The following is a 19,452-nucleotide window of genomic DNA, read 5'->3' as shown; positions in this document are numbered from 1 at the left end:
CTATGATCGAAGCGCGCGATGTCTCGGTGGCGATCGGCGGCAAGCGCATTGTCGCCAATGTCGATTTCGAGGCGCGGCCCGGCGAAATCGCGGCCATCGTCGGCCCCAACGGTTCGGGCAAGACGACCTTCCTCAGAGCACTGTCCGGCGATCTTGGCTATTCGGGAGAGGTCACCGTCAACGGCCGCAATCTATCGGCGATGAAGCCGGTCGAGGCGGCGACGGTCCGTGCGGTGCTGCCGCAGGCGACGACGCTGTCCTTCCCGTTCACCGTGCGTGAGATCGTCAGGCTGGGCCTGGTCGGCGGGCGCTCCGGCGCGCTGTCCGGCGAGGACCAGCGCCTGCCCGAACGGGCGCTGGCTCGCGTCGACCTCGACGGTTTTGCCGGCCGTTTCTACCAGGAGCTGTCCGGCGGCGAACAGCAGCGCGTGCAGCTTGCCCGCGTACTCTGCCAGGTCTGGGCGCCGGTGCTCGACGGCAAGCCGCGCTATCTGTTCCTCGACGAGCCGGTGTCCAGCCTCGACATCAAGCACCAGCTGATCATCATGGACATCGCGCGTGATTTCGCCAGACGGGGAGGCGGCGTGGTCGCCATCCTGCACGACCTCAATTTGACGGCGATGTATGCCGACCGGATTTTCGTCATGCATCGCGGCAGGCTCGCCGCTACAGGTTCGCCGCAACAGGTGCTCAGCGACGAGCTGATCGAAAAGGTCTTCGATTGCCGGCTGAAGGTCGGCGTGTTGCCGGCGGCAAACATGCCGTTCGTATTGCCGCAATCGGTCTGTTGATATTCAGGTGATGCCGGCCTGCAAATGGCGGTTTCCTGCGCTTCCGGCCTTCGCCGGCCGAAGCATTCATGAGAGGTGCGGCAGTTAAGGCTATGGCCGGCGCAGGCCGGTACTCACGTACCCAAACGTACGCTCCGTTCCGGTTCTCGGAACGCGCCATTTTCGGCTCGGCCTGACCTGAATCTCAACAGACCTCACCAACTGAGATGCGACCAGAAATCAGGCGGCCGGCGCCCTTTGCACCAGCATGTCGATGCCGAGCAGGTGCCGCACATTCGGGCGCGCCGCCACCAGATCGGCGATCGTGTAGCGCGACAGCACGGCGAAGAAGGCGTTGAGCGCTTCGCGCAATGCTGAATTCAGCGCGCAGCTGTCGACCAGCGGACATTCGGCGGCGTCGTTCTCGAAGCACTCGGCCATGGCAAAGCTTTCCTCCGTTACCCGCACGACATCGAACAGGCTGATTGATTCGGCCGCGCGGCCGAGCCTGACGCCGCCATTCCTGCCGCGCACCGTTTCGATCAGGCCGTTTTCGACCAGCGGCTGCAGGATCTTGAACAGGAAAAGTTCCGATACCGAATAGGCGGCGGCGATCTCGGGGATGCGGCTCAACTGCTCGGTGTTGGCGGCGCAATACATCAGAATGCGCATGGCGTAGTTGGTCTGACGGGTAAGCCGCATTGTGTCCTCACATAACAGTGGTTGGCGTCAATATGGCCTATAGTTTGGAACAATTCCAGACTGGCGCTGCATAATAGATGAATTCCGGCGTCAAGTTTGCGTGCACGATTGCGCGCACCGGAACCAGCGGCGCGCTTTCTGGGGCAGGCGACACTAGATAAATTCGCATACACGATCAGGAGCGGCCCATCATGTCACGACCAGCCCCGGCATTTGCATCCGTTGCGTCCGTCCGGTTCGACGCCGATGCCGACGCCAAGCTTTCGGCGCTCAGGCGCACCAAGTTCATCGCCGCCGCAGCACTTGCGTTTTGCGTGCTGGTCTTTGCGGTGGCGAAATCGTTCGAGAGCCGGCATGCGTGGCTGGGCTTCGTAGCCGCCTTCGCCGAGGCGGCGACGATCGGCGGGCTGGCCGACTGGTATGCGGTGGTGGCGCTGTTTCGGCGGCCACTCGGCCTGCCGATCCCGCATACGGCCATCATCCCGGAGAACCAGAACCGCATCGCCGACAATCTCGGCCGCTTCATCGAGGTCAATTTCCTGGCGCCGGAACCGGTGCGCGAAAAGCTCGCCGAAGTCGACTTTTCGGCGCTGGTCGCGGACTGGCTGGCCGACCCGAACCGCGCCGCCGACCTGTCGCGCTTCGTCGGCCGGCTGGTGCCGCAGACCCTGGCGGCGGTCGAGCAATCCGGACTGCGCGGCTTCGTCACCAGCCGCATGCTGGAGCAGATCGAAAAGGTGCCGCTGGCGCCGCTCGCCGCCGAGCTGCTGTCGGCGCTGACCGACGATCGCCGCCACCAGAAATTATTCGACGAGTTCACCAAGGTGGTCGGCCGCTTCCTGAGCGACGAGCAGGCGCTGGCGACGATGCGCGAGAAGATCCGCGAGGAACTGCCGTCGCTGTTCAACCTGTTTCGCGCCGACGCCTATCTGTTGAAGAAGATCATTGCGTCGGCCGGCTCGCTGCTCGATGAGGTGCGGGCCGATCCGCACCATCCGATGCGAGCCGAATTCGACCTTTTCGTCGAAACCTTCGTCGAGCGGCTGAGGACATCCAAACAATATGCCAGGCGCGCCGAAAAGCTGAAGCGCGATTTCCTTGCCCGGCCGGAGCTCAGCGCGCTGGCCGGCGATATGTGGGACAGCCTGCGGCTGTTCATCGAACAGGACGCCAAGGCGCCGAATTCGATGATCCGCGACCATCTCGCCACCATGTTCGTCGAGGTCGGCCGCCATCTTGCCGACGACGCGCAGATCAGGGCCGACATGAACCAGGGGTTCATCGTGGCGCTGGCGTCCTTCGTCGAAAGCCAGAAGAGCGGCGTGTCGAAGTTCATCGCCGACCAGGTCAAGCGCTGGGACCTCGCGCAACTGACAAGGCTTATCGAAATGAACATCGGCAAGGACCTGCAATATATCCGCTTCAACGGCATGATCATCGGTGGCCTTGCCGGGCTCGTGCTCTACACTGCCGAACGGCTGTTTCTTGTCGGCTGACTCGTCCGAATGGACCGCTGAGCTTCGCTGCACTATCTTCCGTGCAGTGGCGGCGCTCACGGCAACAAGGGGGAGAGAACCAGCATGGCAAAACGACCGGAGTCCGAGTCCTTCATCGACATGTTCGGCAAGTTCGGCCGCGACCTGAAGCTGCCGAATGTCGACGTCGAGGCGATCCTCGCCCACCACGCCAAGAACCTGGAAGCGCTGGAGAAGTCGGCACGGGCGAGCGCCGCTGGAGCCTCCGCGCTGTTGTCAAGGCAACGCGAGATGCTGCAGGACACGCTGCGCGAAATCACCGACATGGCACAAAGCTACAGAGCGCCCGGCAATCCGCAGGAAATGATGCAGAAGCAGGCGGCGTTCGCCAGGAAATCCTTCGAGACCGCGCTGAAGAATGCCGGCGAGATGGCCGAACTGGCGAGGGCGTCCGGCACCGAATCGATCGAAATCCTGCGCAGCCGCATCAAGGAGGCGATGGAGGAGATCCGCGCCGGCCACGACAAGAAATAAGCTGTTCCCCGGCAGCACGCTTGCCGGCGGCGAAGACTGGCGGTTCGCGGCCGAAGATTATGGGCTGGAATCGCACTGGCGAATTGACAGGGGCGGCCCGTCGTGGTCCGGAACAGGCAAGCGATCGGGAAAGCAGGAATGACGCAGATACGGCCGAGGACGCCGCCGACCTTCGAGCAACTCAGGGCGATGGCCGGGCAGGAATTAGGCGTCTCGGACTGGACGCTGGTCGATCAGCACCGCATCGACCAGTTTGCCGAATGCACGGGCGATCATCAATGGATCCATGTCGATCCCGAGCGGGCGAAGCGGCAAAGCCCGTTCCGCACCACGATCGCGCATGGCTATCTGACCCTGTCGATCATCGGCGCGCTGGCGCTCGAGATGGGGATCGTACCCGAAAACACGCAGGCCGCGTTCAATTACGGTTTCGACAAAGTGCGCTTCGTGGCGCCGGTCAGGGTCGGCTCGCGTATCAGGCTGCGCACCACGCTGTTGTCGATGGAAGACAAAGGTCCGGGGCAATATCTAATGAAGGCCGCCAATACGGTCGAGATCGAAGGCGAGCAGAGGCCGGCGCTGACCGCCGAGACGCTCGTCATGCTTTACGCACGCCGCAAGCGGGCCGGCACCTGAGAGTTCAGCCTCAGTTTTGCGGCAGCGCAATCAACGCGACATCGCCTCTTCAAGCGCCCTGAAAACCCGGTCGTCTCCCGATTGGGCGACATTGAAGCGCATGTAACGGCTGGCCGAACGGGACAGGCTGAACGCATTGCCGGGCGCAAGCACGACATTGGCCGACAGGGCATGGCGGGCGACATCCGCGGCATCTATCCCCTCCGGCAGCCTGCACCATAGAAACATGCCGGCGGGCTGATCTATCCATGGCACGATGCCGATCGCCCTGAGGCGGGTGCCGGTTTCTTCCATGGCGCGCGAGAGCCGCGCGCGCAGCAGATCGACGTGCTTGCGATAGAGCCCGTCCTTCAGCAGCGCCAGCACCAGTTCGGATGCAAGTCGCCCGCTGCCAAAGGATGTGGCAATCTTGAGATCGGTCAAACCTTCCATCCAGTCGCGAGGAGCGGCGATGAAGCCGCAGCGCACCGATGCCGAAAGCGTCTTGGAAAAGCTTCCGATATGGATGACCCGGCTGAGGCCGTCGAAGGCAGCCAACCTGGGCGCCGGTGTGTGTTCGAAATCGGCGAAGATATCGTCCTCGATGATCGTCAGCCCCGACTGGTCGGCGAGCTTCAGCAGCCGATGGGCAACGACCGGCGACAATATCGCGCCGGTCGGATTGTGAAGCGCCGAATTGGTGATGTAGAGGCGCGGCCGGTGCTCGTTCAGCGCCTGCGCGAACAACTCGATGTCCGGACCCGAGCGCGTGTAGGGGACGCTGATCACCTTGGCACGATGGGCGCGCAACAGGGCATGGAAGTTGAAGTAGCAGGGATCGTCGACCAACACCGTGTCACCCGGTTCGAGCAGGAACCGGCACAGCAGGTCGATCGCCTGAGTGCCCGATTCCGTCAGCATGATCTGGTCCGGAGAGGCTTCGATGCCGTGCTCGGCCATGCGCCGCGCCAGCAGATGGCGTAGCGCCGGCAAGCCGAGCGGCGTGCCGTAGTCGGTCAGCGCGGCGTCGTCGGCGCGGGCCGTCGTCCGCAGTGCCCGGCGCAATCCGGCCTCAGGCATCCATGCGGCCGGCAACCAGCCGCAACCGGGTTTGAGCACACTGTCGCCGGCTTCCAGCGATTGGCGCGAGACCCAGAGCGGGTCGACGGCACGGTCAAGCCTGGGGCCGATCTCGGCCAGCGACAACGGAGCCAACGGTCCGGCGGCATAGAAACCCGAGCCCGGCCGCGAGCGGATCATGCCTTCCGCCGCAAGACGCTCATAGGCTTCGACCACGGTGGATTTGGAAACCTGCATGGCCTTGGCGAACGCCCGGATCGAAGGCAGCCGCACTCCCGGTGTGAGGCTGCGCGCGGCGATCCTGTGCCTGATCGTCGCCATGACGCTTTCGACAAGCGTCCGGCTGCCCTCATCTGTTGTCGTCTGCTCGTCCATCCGTACTGCTCGCCCTACCATGACGGTTTTGTCAAACTGTACCTGATTGTCTCTGGCGGAGCCAGACGCCCGGCCCGATAGAGGGCGAAATCAGCGGGGCATCGATGGACAAGGCGGCGAGTAGTTGGGCGGCGAGTAGGTGGGCGGCGAGTGGTTGGGCGGCGAGTGGCTGGGTCAACGGGTTCATAGGCGTGCTGATCTTCAGCGGTTCGCTTCCGGCGACGCGCGTGGCGGTGATGGATTTCGATCCGGTGTTCGTAACGGTCGCCCGTGCGGCTTCGGCGGGCATCCTCGGCCTGGCGCTTCTGCTCGTTTTTCGTCAGAAGCGTCCGGAGCGGCGAGATCTGTTCCCGCTGGCGATCGTGGCGCTTGGCGTCGTGGTCGGCTTTCCCCTGCTGACGGCGCTGGCGCTCAAGCACATCACGTCGGCTCACTCCATCATTTTCGTCGGCCTGTTGCCGTTGGCGACCGCGATCTTCGGTGTGGTTCGAGGCGGTGATCGCCCGAAGCCGGCGTTCTGGCTGTTCTCGTGCCTCGGCAGCGCCCTTGTCGCCGGTTTCGCAGTCACCCAAGGCCTGTCGGTCTCGCCGCTCGGCGACATCCTGATGCTGGCCGCCATCATCGTGTGTGGATTGGGCTATGCCGAAGGAGCGGCGCTGTCGCGCAAACTCGGCGGTTGGCAGGTGATTTCGTGGGCGCTGGTGCTGTCGCTGCCCCTCATGCTGGCCCTGACGTTCATCACCATGCCGCCGTCGTTCGAAAGTGCCGGCAGGGGCGCCTGGATTGGTCTGGCCTATGTCTCGCTGTTCAGCATGCTGATCGGTTTCGTGTTCTGGTATCGCGGCCTGGCGCAAGGCGGCATCGCCGCGGTCGGGCAGTTGCAACTGCTGCAGCCTTTCTTCGGCCTCGGGCTGGCGGCAGCGCTGCTGCATGAGCAGGTCAGTCCCGCCATGATCGCCGTCACCGCCGCCGTCGTGCTTTGCGTCGTCGGTGCCAAGAGATATGCGAGATAGGTGCGCCAGCTGCCGGAGTTGCATGCGAACCGGGTGGAAATCCTCAAGGATGCTTGGCAACGATATCAGTTCGCCCGGCAGTGGCGCGGGCTGAAAATACCGCAAGGATCAGCGCCATCAGCACCAGGCCCGTCGCCACCTGGAAAGTGACCTGCATCCCTCTTGCCGCTGCCGCAGGTGCCAACACTGCCAAGCCAGTGCCTTCCCCAGCCGATGCGAAGGCGAACACCGCGCCCATCACCGACGCACCGGTGATCAGGCCGAGATTGCGCGACAGATTGAGCAGGCCGGAGACGACGCCACGCTGGTCGGATGCGACGCCGGTCATCACGGCCGAATTGTTGGAGGTCTGAAACAGGCTGTAGCCGGTGCAGACGATGATGATCGGCACGACATAGCCGGCAATACCGAATTCCGCCCGCGACAGAGCAAAGGTGCCAATAGCGAGATCGAACAGGCCGACGATCATCATCCGGTTCGCCCCGAAACGATCTACCAGGCGTCCGGCCGGCAGCGCCGCCAATGCGGTAACCAGAGGGCCGGTCGACAGAACCAGCCCGACCATGGCTGCGTCTAGCCCAAGCGCGCGCGACAGATAGAATGGTGCGACCACCAGCGTCGCCATCATCACCGTGGCGACGATCAGGTTCATGGCGAGGCTTGCGTTCAACGCCTGGTCGCGGAACCTCGCAGGTTGAATCAAAGGGTTCTGGACCCTTGTCTGCGCAATGACAAACAGCAGGCCAGCCACGGTTGCGGCAATCAGCAAGCCGACATTGAGAGAACCAAAACTGCCACGCCCAAGGGTCATGGCGAGCGCATAGGCGGCTAGCGTCAGCGCGAGCAAAGCCGTGCCGATCCCGTCGAAACCGCGCCGACCTGGCGTCTTTTTTCCGGCCGGCAGGAAGCGCCAGGCAAGCGCAAAGGCCAGCACCCCCAACGGCAGATTGATGAGGAAGATCGCGCGCCAGCCGAGGCCGGCAATCAACTGTCCGCCAAGGGAGGGGCCAAGTGTGGTGCCGATCGCCGACATGGCGCCGAGCAGGCCCATGGCGCTGCCGGTTTTTTCCCGGGGAACCGCGTCGGCGATAAAGGCCAGCGTCAGAGCCATCATGACGGCCGCGCCGAGCCCCTGTGCCGCCCGTGCGGCAATCAGCAGCCAGAGCGTCGGCGCGAGCCCGCAAAGCACCGATGCGAAGGTGAACAGGGCAATGCCGCCGAGCAATAGCGGTCGGCGGCCGAATATGTCGGCGAGCCGCCCGACGCTGACGATCAAGGTGGTGATGGCGAGCAGATAGGCCAGGATGACCCATTGCACGAGCTGGAACGATGCGTCGAACGCCTGCATCAGCGATGGCAGCCCGACGCTGGCGATGCTGGTGGCGAGCGACGACAGCAGCGTTGAAAGCGACAGGCTTGCCAATGCCCATCGGGTCGAGCGTGCGCTCACCGGGGCAACTTCGTCCCAGGTCTTTTCAGCGGTCGATGCCAAGGTGAACTCCTTTGCCGGCAGCCCCCAATCGGAGCTGTCGGACGCTATTCGCTCGCATGATGTGGCGGAAGGTGCAGTATTTGCATCTTATTCATGCATGAAACGCCACATCGCGGCCGAGCTGTGCTACGGTCCTTCCATGTCGTCGCCAGATCTCAATCTGCTTGTCGCCCTCGATGTGCTGCTGACCGAGGGCAGTGTGGCGCGCGCGGCCGGGCGGCTGCGCCTCAGTCCCTCGGCGATGAGCCGGACGTTGGCGCGGTTGCGCCAGGCGACAGGCGACCCATTGTTGGTCCGGGCCGGCCGTGGCCTGGTTGCGACGCCGCGCGCGCTCGAATTGCAGCAACAGGTAGGCCGCGTCGTTCAGGATGCGGAAGCGCTGCTGCGCCCGGCCAAGCTCCTCGACCTCTCTGCTCTCGACAACGTCTTCACGCTGCGCGCCAACGAAAGTTTCGTCGAGGAGTTCGCACCGCGTCTTCTGACCCGTGTCGAAGCGGATGCACCTGGCGTGCGGCTGCGTTTTGCGCCGAAATCCGACAAGAACGACATGTCGTTGCGTGACGCGGCGGTTGATCTCGAAATCGGGGTTGCCAGTGAAACGAGCCCTGAAATGCGCATTCAGGCCCTGTTTCGCGACCGCTTCATCGGTGCGGTGCGAACGGGTCACAGGCTGGGCGAGGGCCCAATGACGCCGGAACGCTATGCGGCCGGCCGCCACATCAGCGTTTCGCGGCGTGGCCGCGAAAAGGGCCCGATCGACGAGGCCTTGAAACTGCTCGGTCTCCAGCGGACGATTGTGTGCATGGTTTCCAGCTTCTCGGCCACGCTCGCCATGGCGCGCGCCTCCGATCTGATCGCCAGCGTCCCGGAACGGCACACGCTGGGCGCGCGCACGGGCATGTACAGCTTCCCGTTGCCGGTCGATATCGAGGAGGTCACCATTTCGATGCTGTGGCATCCGCGACTCGATGCCGATCCGGCACAACGCTGGCTGCGAGCCTGCGTGCGGGAGGTCTGCGCGTCGTTTCGCTGATCCAGACTCAGGGCGTGATCTAGAATCTGGTCACCACGCCGATGCCTATGCCTTCGAAGCCGCCCATCGCCATCAATGCGGCCGGCGCCTCTTCGAGGCTGATCTTCTTGCCGATCAGCAGTTCGGGTTTGAGCTTGCCGGTGCGGATCATCTCCATCATCGCCTGGTAGCGGAAGGCCTGCATGCCGTGGCTGCCGCGGATTTCGAGCTCGAATGCGATCACCTTGTCCATCGGTATCTGCGGCCTGGCATGGTCGCCGAGCATCAGGCCGACCTGCACGTGGCGGCCGCGGCGGCGCAGGTTTGCGATCGAGTTGAACGAGGTACTGGGGTGGCCGAGCGCGTCCATCGACATGTGCGCGCCGCCATTGGTGATCTGCTTGACCGCCTTGACCACGTTCGGCGTCTTTGCCGCGTTGATCGTCGCCACCGCGCCGATCTTTTTGGCAAAGTCCAGCTTCTCGTCGGTCAGATCGATGGCGACGACATTGGCGCCCATGGCGCTGGCGATCATGATCGCCGACAGGCCGACGCCGCCGCAGCCATGCACGGCCACCCATTCGCCGGGCGTCACCCGGCCCTGGTCGACGATGGCGCGGAATGAGGTGACGAAGCGGCAGCCGAGACTGGCGGCGGTGGCGAATTCCATCTCGTCGGGCAAGCGCACGAGATTGGTGTCGGCATGGTCGATGGCGACATATTCGGCGAACGAACCCCAGGCGCTGAAGCCGGGCTGGAACTGATGTTCGCACACCTGGTGGTTGCCCGACGTGCATTCGAAGCAGCGGCCGCAGCCGACGGCAAACGGCACGGTGACGCGCTCGCCGCCCTTCCAGCGGGTCACCTGGTTGCCTGCGGAGACCACGACGCCGGCCAGTTCGTGGCCCGGCACATGCGGCAGGCGGATGCCGTCGTCGTGGCCAATCCAGCCATGCCAGTCGCTGCGGCAGAGGCCGGTCGCCTCCACCTTGATGACGACGCCTTCCGGTGCCGGCTCCGGATCGGGAACGGTCTGGATCGTTGGCGTTTCGCCGAACTTTTCGAAGACGACGGCTTTCATCGGCAGTTCCTTATGACTTCATGCAATTTGCGGTCTATTCGGCATCGATCTGGTTCTCAGGCGCGGCCTTCTGGAACGCCGGCAGCGCCATGCAGGCGGCATTGATGCGCGAGATCGTCGGGTAGGGCGTCATGTCGACGCCGAAGCGGGCATTGCTGGTGACCTGTGCGACCAGACAGATGTCGGCCAGCCCCGGCGTGTCGCCATGGCAGAATGTCTTGGTCTCGGGCGAGGAAGCCAGAATCTTTTCAAGCGGCTGGAAGCCTTCGTTGACCCAGTGCCGGAACCAGTTGACGACATCCTGGTCGCCGGCGCCGAACAGTGTGCGCAGCGAGGTCAGCACGCGCAGATTGTTCACCGGATGGATGTCGCAGGCGATCATCTGCGCCAGCATCCTGACGCGGGCGCGGCCAGGCGCATCCTTGGGCAGCAGCGGCGGCTCAGGCGTGGTCTCGTCGAAATATTCGATGATCGCCAGCGATTGCGTCAGCAGCGTGCCGTCGTCCAGGACCAGTGCCGGCACCAGCCCTTGCGGATTGACCGCGAGGTAGGCGGGTTCGAGATGCTCGCCGTGGCGCAAATGATGCGGCACGTAGTCGTAGGACAGGCCCTTCATCTCCAGCGCGATCCGCACCCGGTAAGAGGTCGAGGAGCGGTAATAGTTATGGAGGACGATGTCGCTCATCGGATCGGTTGGCCGATGGTCAGTTCGATTTCGCCGATGCCGTCGACGCCACCGGTGATCTTTTCGCCCGGCCCGACGGCGCCGACGCCAGCCGGTGTTCCGGTGAAGATCAGGTCGCCTGGCCGGAGTTCTACCGCCTCGCTGCAAATCGACACGATGTCGGGAACCGGCCAGATCAGTTCGGCAAGGTCGCCGTCCTGCCTGATCTCGCCGTCGACCGCGAGCCAGATGCAGCCCTTTTCGGGATGACCGGATTTTTGCGCCGGGACCAGCGGGCCGCAGGGCGCTGAACGGTCGAAGGCTTTCGACCAGTCCCACGGCCTTGCCGCCTTTTTCGCCTCGTCCTGAAGGTCGCGGCGGGTCAGGTCGACACCGACGCCGTAACCCCAGACATGGTCCAGTGCGCGCTCGCGCCGGATGCGGAAGCCGGCTCCGCCGATCGCGACGACCAGCTCGATTTCGTGATGCAGGTTTTGGGTCAGCGGCGGGTAGGGGATCGTGGTGCCCGAACCGACTGCCGCGTCGACCACCGCGTCGCCCGGCTTGGTGAAGAAGAAGGGAGGGTCGCGCTCGTCATTGCCGAGCTCGCGGGCATGAGCGGCGTAGTTGCGGCCGACGCAGAAGATCCGGCGCACCGCAAAACGCTCCGGCGAGCCGGCCACGGCCACCGACGGGGTTGCGGGCAGGGGAAGGACGAAGCCGGTCACGCACTGTCTCTGTTCAGTGGATCTGTCCCCGGCACATTCGGCTGATTTGGCCGGTCGGGCAAGGCATTGGTTGGCGGAAGAGCAGGCCTGCCGCACGGTGCCGCGGAAATCGTGGGTACATTCTGCTTTAGCCAGCCAAGATGGCAATGTACTATTTGCCGTTAGGTCGGCCATGACGCGCAGCGCCTGCCGCCAACGCCTGAGACTGTCGACCGTTGGTTTCGGGGAACGGACGTGACAGCCCCTTTCGGTCCGTCCTGTGCTTCGGGCGTGTCGTTATCTCGCACTTGCACAAAGTTCTGGTGCGCTGCAATATAGCTGGAGGAATGCGGCCTCCAGCCCGCCTTTCGCAGGTTCAATGAAGGGACCGGCATGACGGACATCTCCGTGACGCGTCTTGTCGTGTCCAGGCCTGTCGCCGATAGCTCGGCAAGAACCAGGCTTGCCTATCTCGACGGCTGGCGCGGCCTGTCGATCGCGCTGGTGCTGATCGGCCATTTCTTCCCCGTTCCCGGCATCAATCTCGGCGTCCTGGGCGTCGAATTCTTCTTCGTGCTCAGCGGCCGGCTGATGGCCGAGATCCTGTTTGTCGAATACTATCCGCTGAAGAAATTCTTCAAGCGCCGGTTCTCCCGCATCTACCCGGCACTGCTGATTTTTGTCGTCGCCACGATGGTTGCCTTGTCCGGCACATTCATCGCCTTCAAATGGAAGGCGGCGCTGACGGCGCTGACGTTCACCTACAACTATGCTGGAATTCTCGTCACCCGCGCCGGCGCGCTCGACCATATCTGGTCGCTCTGCGTCGAAGAGCATGCCTATATCATCCTGGCGCTGATCAGCGTCGTCGTCTCGGGGCGGTCCCGGGTCATCGTGTTGCTCGGCGCATTGTCGGTGCTGGCCATGGCAAACGGCGCCATCTCCTACCGGGCGCTCGCAATCGGCTACGAGGGCACCTATTGGCGCACCGACGTGCACATCGCCTCGATCCTGCTGTCGGCGGTGATATGCCTGCTCAAGGCCGACGACAGGCTGCCGGCGCTGCTCAAGGGGCCGCATGTCGCCCTGGCGGCCTCAGTCGTGGCTGTGCTCCTTTTCATGGCTGCCGTGCCAACCCCCATCCACTATCTGGTAGCGGTGCCGCTGCTGGCGCTCGCCGTCAATTTGCTCGACTTCAGCAGCCGTTATCTGACCGGGTTTCTATCGTCCCTGCCGATGACGATGCTGGGGCTGTGGTCGTATTCGCTCTATCTTTGGCAGCAGCCCTTTTATCAATTCGTCGACACAAAAGGCAGTTCGCCGTGGTTGATGCTTGCGGCGGCGTTCGCTTGCGCGCTGTGCAGCTACTACATCATCGAAAAGCCGGCCCGCTCCTGGCTGAACCGCAATTGGTAGGGCGAACGGCGCCCGCCGTTCAGCCGGCGATCCGTCTTGCATAATACCGCACGACTTTCCTGCCGCCGTGGATTACCGCGTCGCCGACTTCCGCAAAGCCGAGTGCGGCATGGAAGGCGTCCGAAGCCGGATTGGGTGGCTCGGCATTGACTTCGCAGGTGACGATCGCCTGGCCCGCGCGTGACGCCTGCTCGAACAGATCCTCGTACAGCCGGCGGGCATGGCCGCGCCCGCGCGCTGCGGCGGCGACCACGACGCGATCGACATAGACGAACCGCGGGTAGCGCTGGCGAAACCACAGGAAGTTCGGGCTGTCGTAGCTCGCGTGCTGGTCGAAGGTCATGATGAAGGCTTCGAGCGCACCGATACGGCGCGCGTAAAACGCTTCGCCGAGCAGGAAGGACAGGCGCTCAGGTTCGAGCCATGATAATTCCGCAGCGTGCTCGTTGTTGAGCGCGAGGATGGCGGGCTCATCCTGCGGCGAAACCCGTTCGATCGGCAAACGCATTTCGATCATGTTTTTGTTCGATCTTCCAGGATCATGTCCGGGCAGCGGCGATGGTCGCCGCCACCAGCGCCTCGTCGGTCACGGTGTTGCGGTATTCGCGGTCGAGGTCGGTGCCGCCCATGCCGACTTTCGGGTTGCGGTAGCGCATGGCACTCGGCACGTCCTTGAGCGCGGCGAAGTGCATTTCGCTCAACCCGGTTTTCCTCCGCACCTTGCCGATGTTCTCGGGATCAAGCCCGCCGCAGCCGAGGATGATGATGCGGTCGTCGGCCTGCCTGACAAGATCGGCGAGCAGGTCCGCGCCTTCCAGTGCCGTGTCGCGCTGGCCGCTGGTCAGCACGCGGCCGACCTTGCAGCGGATCAGCGTTTCCAGCGCCTCGGTCGGGTCACGGGTCATGTCGAAGGCGCGGTGGCAGGTGACGTTCAAGCTCCCCGCTGCCTGCGCCAGTTCGCTCATGCGCTGCTCATCGATCGTGCCGTCGGCATTAAGGCAGCCGATAACGACACCGGCGACGCTAAGCTCGGCAAGCGCACGGACATCGGCGAGCATCGAACGATATTCGACTTCGCTATAGAGAAAATCGCCGCCGCGCGGCCGCACGATGACGTGGAACGGGATCGTCGCCAGCTCGAGCGCCGTGCGCACCGTGCCGAAGCTCGGCGTGATGCCGCCCTCGATCAGGCTGGCACAGAGCTCGACACGGTCGGCGCCTGCGGCTTGCGCGGCCAGCAGGCCGTCTATGCCTTCGACGCAGATCTCGATCAGCGGGAGGCGAGGGCGTTCGGTCTCGGTCATGGGCGATCCGTCGATGATTTCAGCTGGCCAGCGGTAGCATCGGGCATGGTGCGATGAAAGCCGGAAGTGTTGGCTCAACACGCGACAGGGCGGCCGGCGGTGCTCCAATTTTGCCGCTTGACACATCCATAACCGTTCAGCTATATGTCGATTCATAGCTAGAGAGTTATTGATTGATTAACAGCACAGCCGGCCGAAAGCTGAAATGTGTGGCCGGCAAAAACACGCCTAAGGAGACCACCATGCAAGCACGATTGAAAAACCCGGTGATGCTCATTCCCGGCGCCTTGCAGGCGTTGCTCGCGCTGGACAAGTCGACGGAGACGGCCGACCTGTCCTATGTGACGCGCAAGCTCGTCCATTTACGCGCCAGCCAGATCAATGGATGCAGCGTGTGTATCGATATGCATGCGCGCGAATTGAAGAAGGCCGGCGAAAAGGACGAGCGCGTCTTCACCGTGTCAGCCTGGCGCGAAACACCTTACTTCACCGACGCCGAACGCGCCGCACTGGCGCTGACCGAGGCGGCGACCCGGTTGGCCGACCGGCCGGATCCGGTGCCGGATGCAGTCTGGGACGAGGCCGCCCGGCACTATGACGAAAAGGCGCTTGCCGCCCTGGTCGTCCAGATTGCCCTGATCAACGCATTCAACCGGCTCAACGCAACCACCAGGCAGATGGTCGGCGCCTGGGGCTGAACGGGGCCGGGTTCTCGAAAAGCCACTTCAGATCCGCAGCTTGTGCGAATTCGCGCGGACGAAGTCGATGAAGGCCCGCAGCTTCGGCGGTACCAGGCGGCGGCTCGGATAATAGAGGTGGAGCGGCTCGTAAGCGGGACAGAAAGGCTCCAGCACCTTGACCAGCGCGCCTGAGGCGAGAAGCGGCACGGCGAGGCCCTCGACGGCGAAGGCGAGGCCCAGCCCTTGCGCGGCGGCGGTAATGCACAGCGGAAGTGTGTTCACGACCAGACATGCGTCCGGCGTGAATGCGACTTCGCGTCCATCCACGGTGAACTCCCAGGGCGAAATCGCGCGCGTGCGGGTGAGGGCGAATGCGATGCAGCGATGGGCGGCGAGGTCGGCCGGCCGCTTCGGTGTGCCTTTGCGCGCCAGATAATCGGGGCTACCCACCACGACCATCTGCAGTGGCCCGCCCAGACGCGCGCCGATCATGTCTTTCTCGAGAAGCTCGCCGATGCGCAGGCCGGCATCGAAGCCCTCGGCGGCGATGTCGACGAAGCTGTCGTCGAAAATCAGACTAAGCCGCACTTCGGGATAAGCATCCATGAACGGCCGCATCAGCGGCTCGATCAGCAGCGGAGCGGCGATCCACGGCAGGCTGAGCCGCAGCGTGCCGGCGGGACGATCGCGGCTGTCGCGCAGAGCCGCACCAGCCGCCCAGATGTCTTCGGCTGCCGGGCGCACATGGTCGAGGTAGTGGGCGCCAGCTTCGGTCAAGCCAACGCTGCGGGTCGTCCGGTTGAGCAGCCGCACCCCCAGGCGCTCCTCGAGCCCCTTGACCGCCTCGCTCAACGAGGCCGGAGCGACGCCGAGCTCGGCGGCGGCGCGGGTGAAGCTTTTGGCCTCCGCAACTTTCACGAAGGCGACGATGCCGCTGAACTGGTCGAGGCGCATTGTAAGGATTTTCCAAATAGCCCTGTCGAATTCTACTGGTTTTTCCGGCGAACAAAAGGCGTCATGTTGGGTCCGACGAACGGGCCTCGGGAACGGCTCGAAAAGACAAGGAAACAGGATCGATGACCAGGCTTGCTTTACTCGCCGCCGGCACTCTTCTGGCGGTGTCTGCCGCCCCGGCGCACAGCGGGCCACTGGAAGACCGCAATATCCAGCTCATCAAAGACTATTACGCAGCTTACGCGACCGGCAATCCCGAGGCCATGCGGCCCTTCCTCGCGCCCAACGTCGTGTGGCGTATTCCCGGTCATCATCCGCTCGCCGGCGACAAGCGCGGGCCGGACGAAGTGGTCGCCTTCTTCCGCGGCCTGGCGGACGGCAAGTTCAGGGCCGATCCGATCTTCTTCCAGGCGCAGGGCGACCTCGTCGTCGACATTCATCGCGGCTGGTCGAATGTCGGCTCAGGTCCCGAGATCGACCAGCTCTACGCGCTGATGTTTCGCATCAAGGACGGCAAGATCGCCGAGACACAGAATTTTTTGACCGACATGTACCAGTCGGACGCCTTCTACTGGGCGCATTACCCGCTGAAATCGCTGCCCGGCCGACTGGCGGATGACCGCTGAGACGGCGGCTTTTCTCAACGCGCCGCGCTTCTCACTCCAAGCAAAGGAGACTTGCGATGCTGAAAACCCTGACGCTAGCCGCGGCAACCGCCGTCGCGCTCGCCGCCTCCAATGCCGAAGCCGCACCACGCATCGAGCGCGTCACGTTCGCCTCGCACGGCGAGCAGATCGTCGGCGAGCTTTATCTGCCCGAAGGTTTGGCGGCCAAGCCTGCGCCCGCGCTGGTCGTGACCGGCGCCTGGATGACGGTGAAGGAACAAATGCCGGCCCGCTACGCCCGCGAGATGGCCGACCGCGGGTTCGTCGCTTTGACCTTCGACTTCCGCGGCTGGGGCGAAAGCGGCGGCGCCCGCCGCCAGTACGAGGATCCCAAAGCCAAGATCGCCGATATCAAAGCGGCGGTCGCGTATCTCGCGGGCCGGTCCGAGATTGACAAGGACCGCATCGGCGGGCTCGGCATTTGCGCCAGCTCCGGCTACATGGTCTCCGCCGCCGCCGCGATCAAGTCGGTCGCCCTCGTCGCGCCCTGGCTGCAGGATGCCGAGGTGGTCGAGCAGACCTATGGCGGCAAGGACGGCATCGCCAGGCTTGAAGCTCTGGGCGACACGGCCGAGGCCCAGTATCGCAGCACCGGCAAACAGGCGTTCTTGCCCGCCGCCAGCCTGTCCGACGAGCGCGCGATCATGTTCAAGGTGCCTTATTACAGCGAGCCCGATCGCGGCATGATCCCGGCCTGGCGCAACGAGGCCGATCCGGCCTTCTGGCGCGGCTGGCTGACATTCGATGCCATCCAGGCTGCTCCACGCCTGCGTCAGCCCTTTCTGATGGTGCATAGCGAGGCTGCCGCCATCCCGCAGGGCGCGCATAAATTCTACGCCCGGCTGACCAACTCCAAGCAGGAGCTATGGCTCGAGAACGTCACCCAATTCGACTTCTACGATCGCGCTGCGCCGGTGAAGGCTGCGAGCGATGCCGTCGCCGCGCACTTCCGCGCCACGCTGGGCAGCGCGGGGGAGGCGGGACAATGAACCCCGTCACCCGTCGCCGCGTCTTGGCCTCAGCCGTTTCCGCGATAATGGTTTCCGCTATCTCGGCGCCTGCCTTGAGCGTCCCGGGAACCGCGCTGACGGTCGAGGACAGGATCGCCATCGCCGAGGCGATTGCCGGAATCGGCCTCTATGCCGACCTGCGTGACTGGAACCGGGTCAAATCCTATTTCGCGGCAAGTGTCACGACCGATTATACGAGCCTCTTCGGCGGTAAGGTCGCGACCAGCGATCGCGATGCGCTGGTCGCTCAGTGGCAAGGGCTGCTGCCGGGCTTCGAGGCCACCCAGCACCTCATCACCAACATCACCGTCGAGGGCGCGGGCAATGACGCGGTCGCACGCAGCCATGTCCGCGCAACCCACTGGATCGGTTCGCGGTTCTGGACGGTCGGTGGCAGCTATCTCCACCGGCTGGTGCGGACGCCGGAAGGCTGGCGCGTCAACGCCATTGCCATCCATCGGTTGTACGAGGAGGGGGATCGCGCCATTCTGGCCGCCGCCGCCGACCGGGTGAAGGCTGCGGAGTGAATCCAGTGTTCCTTGCTGGAGTGCCCGACGACCGCGGTTACTGGCGCAACACCGTGTTCTTGGTGCCTTCTTCGACTTGGTCGATGACCAGCAGCTTGACCGGATCGGCGCCGACATTGGTCGCCTGATGCCACTGCCCGATCATCTCGATGATGAAATCACCTGTTTGATAGGTGTTGCTCTTGCCGGTCTCGACATTGGTGACCTGAAGCGTGCCGGCCTCGACATAGGCATAGCGCGGAAACGGATGCTTGTGGACCGGCAAGGTGGCGCCCGGCGCGATCTGATAGGCCGAGACCAGGACCTGGACGTTCTTCTGCGGCAGCGTGATCGGCTGGCCGGACGCGGTCTCGGTGCGAGAGGCAAGCGGGGTCACCACAACCGGCGTCCCGCTGGCATCGAGCGCCTGGGCGTTGTTTGCAAACAGTGCAGCCGCGAGCAGCAGCGTCGATACCAAGATTTTTCGCATGATTCCCCCCGAGCTGCGCCAGCATTGCGCAGCGGGCATTGGCGCGCAAGCTTGTCCTGTTCAGGAGCGTTTATCCCGCTCTTCTGAACATGCCCGGCGTCATGCCATGCATGGCCCGGAATGTACGGGACAGATGGCTCTGGTCGGCGAAACCTGCCGCGATGGCGGCGTCGGCAAGGCCAAATCCCCGTTCGATCAGCGCGCTCGCCCGGCGCAATCGCCGGTCGCGGATATAGGCCGCCGGCGTCAGGCCAATTGCCTTGTTGAAGTCGCGGATGACCTGGAACCGGGTCACGCCAGCCGCGCCGGCAAGCCGCTTGAGATCGAGCCGTGAGCCAAGCTCCCTTTCGACAAGATCGCGGTAGATCGAAAATCTTCGCTGCGATCCGGAGCTTTCGATCTCTTCGGCCTGTCCGCTCGAATCGCCATGGCGAACGATCAGCCGTCGCAGCGCCATGAGCAGGGACGTCTCGGCCGTCATTGTGTCCGCGGATGTCGAGCCCTGGTGCGCTACCGTCAATGCTGCGGCGAGACTGCTGTCTTCGATCGTCGCGCGCGAAAACACCGGAGCGCCGTCGCGGCCGAGTTCGTCGGCAAGCGCGCTCATCAGCGGCACCGAAGGATAAAACGTCCGGTAGGCCCAGCCTTCATACGCCCCGCGTTCGCCGTCATGCCACTCCTCGGGATTGACGACGGCAATGGTGCCCGCCGGAGCGAGAACGCTTTGACGGCCGATGCGAATGCGCTCGCAGCCCGAGGTGATCAGGGCGATCACATAGGTCGGGTGCGTGTGCAGGTCGTAGCGGTGCTGGGTGAAGCGCGCCTCGAACAGGCCCAGGTCGGGGAAGCACGGATGGCGCCAGTATTTCCCGGTCTCTGCCGCTTCGTTTGTCCTTGCCATGGTCAA

22 protein-coding genes are annotated in these 19,452 nt (G+C 64.0%); 11 read left to right on the top strand and 11 right to left on the bottom strand.

Going from position 1 to position 19,452, the window contains the following annotated elements:
• The first annotated feature begins 2 nt into the window (after positions 1–2).
• Positions 3–791 carry a heme ABC transporter ATP-binding protein gene (locus NKI59_RS12405; protein ID WP_352704520.1) on the top strand — a complete coding sequence of 263 codons (789 nt, stop codon included), beginning with the start codon at positions 3–5 and terminating at the stop codon, positions 789–791.
• Positions 792–1,010: 219 nt separating this feature from the next.
• Here the strand turns inward: NKI59_RS12405 and rirA are convergent, their stop codons facing one another.
• Positions 1,011–1,472: an iron-responsive transcriptional regulator RirA gene (gene rirA / locus NKI59_RS12400; protein WP_352704518.1), complete on the bottom strand. Its 462-nt coding sequence runs from the start codon at positions 1,470–1,472 to the stop codon at positions 1,011–1,013.
• A 191-nt stretch (positions 1,473–1,663) separates the two neighbouring features.
• On the opposite strand from rirA, the gene NKI59_RS12395 reads away from it, so the two are divergent.
• The 3 genes from NKI59_RS12395 (at position 1,664) to NKI59_RS12385 (ending at position 4,117) form a co-directional block, all read left to right on the top strand.
• The gene (locus tag NKI59_RS12395) at positions 1,664–2,968 is read left to right on the top strand and encodes a DUF445 domain-containing protein (protein ID WP_352704516.1); all 1,305 of its coding nucleotides are present in this window, start codon (positions 1,664–1,666) and stop codon (positions 2,966–2,968) included.
• A gap of 84 nt (positions 2,969–3,052) precedes the next feature.
• Entirely contained in the window at positions 3,053–3,481 is a 429-nt protein-coding gene (locus tag NKI59_RS12390; protein ID WP_352454553.1) for a phasin family protein, read from the top strand.
• Between the two features lie 138 nt (positions 3,482–3,619).
• Positions 3,620–4,117 (top strand): MaoC family dehydratase, encoded by a 498-nt coding sequence (locus tag NKI59_RS12385; protein WP_292664992.1) that lies wholly within the window; start codon positions 3,620–3,622, stop codon positions 4,115–4,117.
• 30 nt (positions 4,118–4,147) lie between these two features.
• Here NKI59_RS12385 and NKI59_RS12380 read toward each other — a convergent pair whose 3' ends face one another.
• The gene (locus tag NKI59_RS12380) at positions 4,148–5,551 is read right to left on the bottom strand and encodes an aminotransferase-like domain-containing protein (RefSeq protein ID WP_352704514.1); all 1,404 of its coding nucleotides are present in this window, start codon (positions 5,549–5,551) and stop codon (positions 4,148–4,150) included.
• A 104-nt stretch (positions 5,552–5,655) separates the two neighbouring features.
• On the opposite strand from NKI59_RS12380, the gene NKI59_RS12375 reads away from it, so the two are divergent.
• The gene (locus NKI59_RS12375) at positions 5,656–6,564 is read left to right on the top strand and encodes a DMT family transporter (protein ID WP_352704512.1); all 909 of its coding nucleotides are present in this window, start codon (positions 5,656–5,658) and stop codon (positions 6,562–6,564) included.
• Positions 6,565–6,607: 43 nt separating this feature from the next.
• Here NKI59_RS12375 and NKI59_RS12370 read toward each other — a convergent pair whose 3' ends face one another.
• The gene (locus NKI59_RS12370) at positions 6,608–8,056 is read right to left on the bottom strand and encodes an MFS transporter (protein WP_502901047.1); all 1,449 of its coding nucleotides are present in this window, start codon (positions 8,054–8,056) and stop codon (positions 6,608–6,610) included.
• Positions 8,057–8,195: 139 nt separating this feature from the next.
• Here NKI59_RS12370 and NKI59_RS12365 point away from each other — a divergent pair, with 139 nt between their 5' ends.
• Positions 8,196–9,089, top strand: coding sequence for a LysR family transcriptional regulator (locus tag NKI59_RS12365; protein ID WP_352618506.1), 894 nt, complete (start codon positions 8,196–8,198; stop codon positions 9,087–9,089).
• A gap of 19 nt (positions 9,090–9,108) precedes the next feature.
• Here NKI59_RS12365 and NKI59_RS12360 read toward each other — a convergent pair whose 3' ends face one another.
• Genes NKI59_RS12360 through NKI59_RS12350 form a run of 3 tightly spaced genes read right to left on the bottom strand, consistent with a single transcriptional unit; the run spans position 9,109 to position 11,541 of the window.
• Positions 9,109–10,149, bottom strand: coding sequence for a zinc-dependent alcohol dehydrogenase family protein (locus tag NKI59_RS12360; protein WP_352704510.1), 1,041 nt, complete (start codon positions 10,147–10,149; stop codon positions 9,109–9,111).
• Positions 10,150–10,183: 34 nt separating this feature from the next.
• Positions 10,184–10,834, bottom strand: coding sequence for a maleylacetoacetate isomerase (gene maiA / locus NKI59_RS12355; RefSeq protein WP_023676422.1), 651 nt, complete (start codon positions 10,832–10,834; stop codon positions 10,184–10,186).
• The gene (locus NKI59_RS12350; protein WP_352704508.1) at positions 10,831–11,541 is read right to left on the bottom strand and encodes a fumarylacetoacetate hydrolase family protein; all 711 of its coding nucleotides are present in this window, start codon (positions 11,539–11,541) and stop codon (positions 10,831–10,833) included. The genes maiA and NKI59_RS12350 overlap by 4 nt, the downstream gene beginning before the upstream one ends.
• Before the next feature lie 372 nt (positions 11,542–11,913).
• Here NKI59_RS12350 and NKI59_RS12345 point away from each other — a divergent pair, with 372 nt between their 5' ends.
• Positions 11,914–12,936, top strand: a complete 1,023-nt coding sequence (locus NKI59_RS12345; protein WP_352704506.1) for an acyltransferase family protein — start codon at positions 11,914–11,916, stop codon at positions 12,934–12,936.
• Between the two features lie 19 nt (positions 12,937–12,955).
• Here the strand turns inward: NKI59_RS12345 and NKI59_RS12340 are convergent, their stop codons facing one another.
• Together NKI59_RS12340 and NKI59_RS12335 are read right to left on the bottom strand one after the other, a co-directional pair.
• Positions 12,956–13,444: a GNAT family N-acetyltransferase gene (locus NKI59_RS12340; protein ID WP_352704592.1), complete on the bottom strand. Its 489-nt coding sequence runs from the start codon at positions 13,442–13,444 to the stop codon at positions 12,956–12,958.
• Positions 13,445–13,475: 31 nt separating this feature from the next.
• On the bottom strand, positions 13,476–14,240 hold the full coding sequence (locus NKI59_RS12335) for a copper homeostasis protein CutC (protein ID WP_352704504.1): 765 nt from the start codon (positions 14,238–14,240) through the stop codon (positions 13,476–13,478).
• 242 nt (positions 14,241–14,482) lie between these two features.
• On the opposite strand from NKI59_RS12335, the gene NKI59_RS12330 reads away from it, so the two are divergent.
• Complete coding sequence (locus NKI59_RS12330) at positions 14,483–14,938, top strand: carboxymuconolactone decarboxylase family protein (protein ID WP_023720025.1); 456 nt, start codon at positions 14,483–14,485, stop codon at positions 14,936–14,938.
• 27 nt (positions 14,939–14,965) lie between these two features.
• Here the strand turns inward: NKI59_RS12330 and NKI59_RS12325 are convergent, their stop codons facing one another.
• Entirely contained in the window at positions 14,966–15,874 is a 909-nt protein-coding gene (locus tag NKI59_RS12325; protein ID WP_352704502.1) for a LysR family transcriptional regulator, read from the bottom strand.
• 122 nt (positions 15,875–15,996) lie between these two features.
• Here NKI59_RS12325 and NKI59_RS12320 point away from each other — a divergent pair, with 122 nt between their 5' ends.
• From NKI59_RS12320 to NKI59_RS12310, 3 genes are read left to right on the top strand one after another with little or no spacing between them, the layout of a single operon-like run.
• Entirely contained in the window at positions 15,997–16,500 is a 504-nt protein-coding gene (locus NKI59_RS12320) for a nuclear transport factor 2 family protein (protein ID WP_352704500.1), read from the top strand.
• A 56-nt stretch (positions 16,501–16,556) separates the two neighbouring features.
• Positions 16,557–17,528 (top strand): alpha/beta hydrolase, encoded by a 972-nt coding sequence (locus NKI59_RS12315; RefSeq protein WP_352704498.1) that lies wholly within the window; start codon positions 16,557–16,559, stop codon positions 17,526–17,528.
• Positions 17,525–18,076: a nuclear transport factor 2 family protein gene (locus NKI59_RS12310; RefSeq protein ID WP_352704496.1), complete on the top strand. Its 552-nt coding sequence runs from the start codon at positions 17,525–17,527 to the stop codon at positions 18,074–18,076. The genes NKI59_RS12315 and NKI59_RS12310 overlap by 4 nt, the downstream gene beginning before the upstream one ends.
• Positions 18,077–18,113: 37 nt before the next feature.
• Here NKI59_RS12310 and NKI59_RS12305 read toward each other — a convergent pair whose 3' ends face one another.
• Both NKI59_RS12305 and NKI59_RS12300 read right to left on the bottom strand, forming a co-directional pair.
• Complete coding sequence (locus NKI59_RS12305) at positions 18,114–18,545, bottom strand: cupin domain-containing protein (RefSeq protein WP_352451930.1); 432 nt, start codon at positions 18,543–18,545, stop codon at positions 18,114–18,116.
• A 70-nt stretch (positions 18,546–18,615) separates the two neighbouring features.
• A complete protein-coding gene (locus NKI59_RS12300; protein ID WP_352704494.1) occupies positions 18,616–19,446 on the bottom strand; it encodes an AraC family transcriptional regulator in 831 nt (276 codons plus the stop codon).
• Between the last annotated feature and the right edge of the window lie 6 nt (positions 19,447–19,452).

It is taken from the genome of Mesorhizobium sp. M0598, assembly GCF_040320865.1.
GTDB lineage: Bacteria > Pseudomonadota > Alphaproteobacteria > Rhizobiales > Rhizobiaceae > Mesorhizobium.
Note: the sequence above shows the minus strand (reverse complement) of the source record. Positions and strands in the feature narration are given on the sequence as shown.

Coding starts and splice junctions, on each gene's coding strand:
- NKI59_RS12405 (WP_352704520.1), top strand. CDS start 3: ATGATCGAAGCGCGCGATGTCTCGGTGGCGATCGGCGGCAAGCGCATT.
- rirA (WP_352704518.1), bottom strand. CDS start 1,472: ATGCGGCTTACCCGTCAGACCAACTACGCCATGCGCATTCTGATGTAT.
- NKI59_RS12395 (WP_352704516.1), top strand. CDS start 1,664: ATGTCACGACCAGCCCCGGCATTTGCATCCGTTGCGTCCGTCCGGTTC.
- NKI59_RS12390 (WP_352454553.1), top strand. CDS start 3,053: ATGGCAAAACGACCGGAGTCCGAGTCCTTCATCGACATGTTCGGCAAG.
- NKI59_RS12385 (WP_292664992.1), top strand. CDS start 3,620: ATGACGCAGATACGGCCGAGGACGCCGCCGACCTTCGAGCAACTCAGG.
- NKI59_RS12380 (WP_352704514.1), bottom strand. CDS start 5,551: ATGGACGAGCAGACGACAACAGATGAGGGCAGCCGGACGCTTGTCGAA.
- NKI59_RS12375 (WP_352704512.1), top strand. CDS start 5,656: ATGGACAAGGCGGCGAGTAGTTGGGCGGCGAGTAGGTGGGCGGCGAGT.
- NKI59_RS12365 (WP_352618506.1), top strand. CDS start 8,196: ATGTCGTCGCCAGATCTCAATCTGCTTGTCGCCCTCGATGTGCTGCTG.
- NKI59_RS12360 (WP_352704510.1), bottom strand. CDS start 10,149: ATGAAAGCCGTCGTCTTCGAAAAGTTCGGCGAAACGCCAACGATCCAG.
- maiA (WP_023676422.1), bottom strand. CDS start 10,834: ATGAGCGACATCGTCCTCCATAACTATTACCGCTCCTCGACCTCTTAC.
- NKI59_RS12345 (WP_352704506.1), top strand. CDS start 11,914: ATGACGGACATCTCCGTGACGCGTCTTGTCGTGTCCAGGCCTGTCGCC.
- NKI59_RS12340 (WP_352704592.1), bottom strand. CDS start 13,444: ATGCGTTTGCCGATCGAACGGGTTTCGCCGCAGGATGAGCCCGCCATC.
- NKI59_RS12335 (WP_352704504.1), bottom strand. CDS start 14,240: ATGACCGAGACCGAACGCCCTCGCCTCCCGCTGATCGAGATCTGCGTC.
- NKI59_RS12330 (WP_023720025.1), top strand. CDS start 14,483: ATGCAAGCACGATTGAAAAACCCGGTGATGCTCATTCCCGGCGCCTTG.
- NKI59_RS12325 (WP_352704502.1), bottom strand. CDS start 15,874: ATGCGCCTCGACCAGTTCAGCGGCATCGTCGCCTTCGTGAAAGTTGCG.
- NKI59_RS12320 (WP_352704500.1), top strand. CDS start 15,997: ATGACCAGGCTTGCTTTACTCGCCGCCGGCACTCTTCTGGCGGTGTCT.
- NKI59_RS12315 (WP_352704498.1), top strand. CDS start 16,557: ATGCTGAAAACCCTGACGCTAGCCGCGGCAACCGCCGTCGCGCTCGCC.
- NKI59_RS12310 (WP_352704496.1), top strand. CDS start 17,525: ATGAACCCCGTCACCCGTCGCCGCGTCTTGGCCTCAGCCGTTTCCGCG.
- NKI59_RS12305 (WP_352451930.1), bottom strand. CDS start 18,545: ATGCGAAAAATCTTGGTATCGACGCTGCTGCTCGCGGCTGCACTGTTT.
- NKI59_RS12300 (WP_352704494.1), bottom strand. CDS start 19,446: ATGGCAAGGACAAACGAAGCGGCAGAGACCGGGAAATACTGGCGCCAT.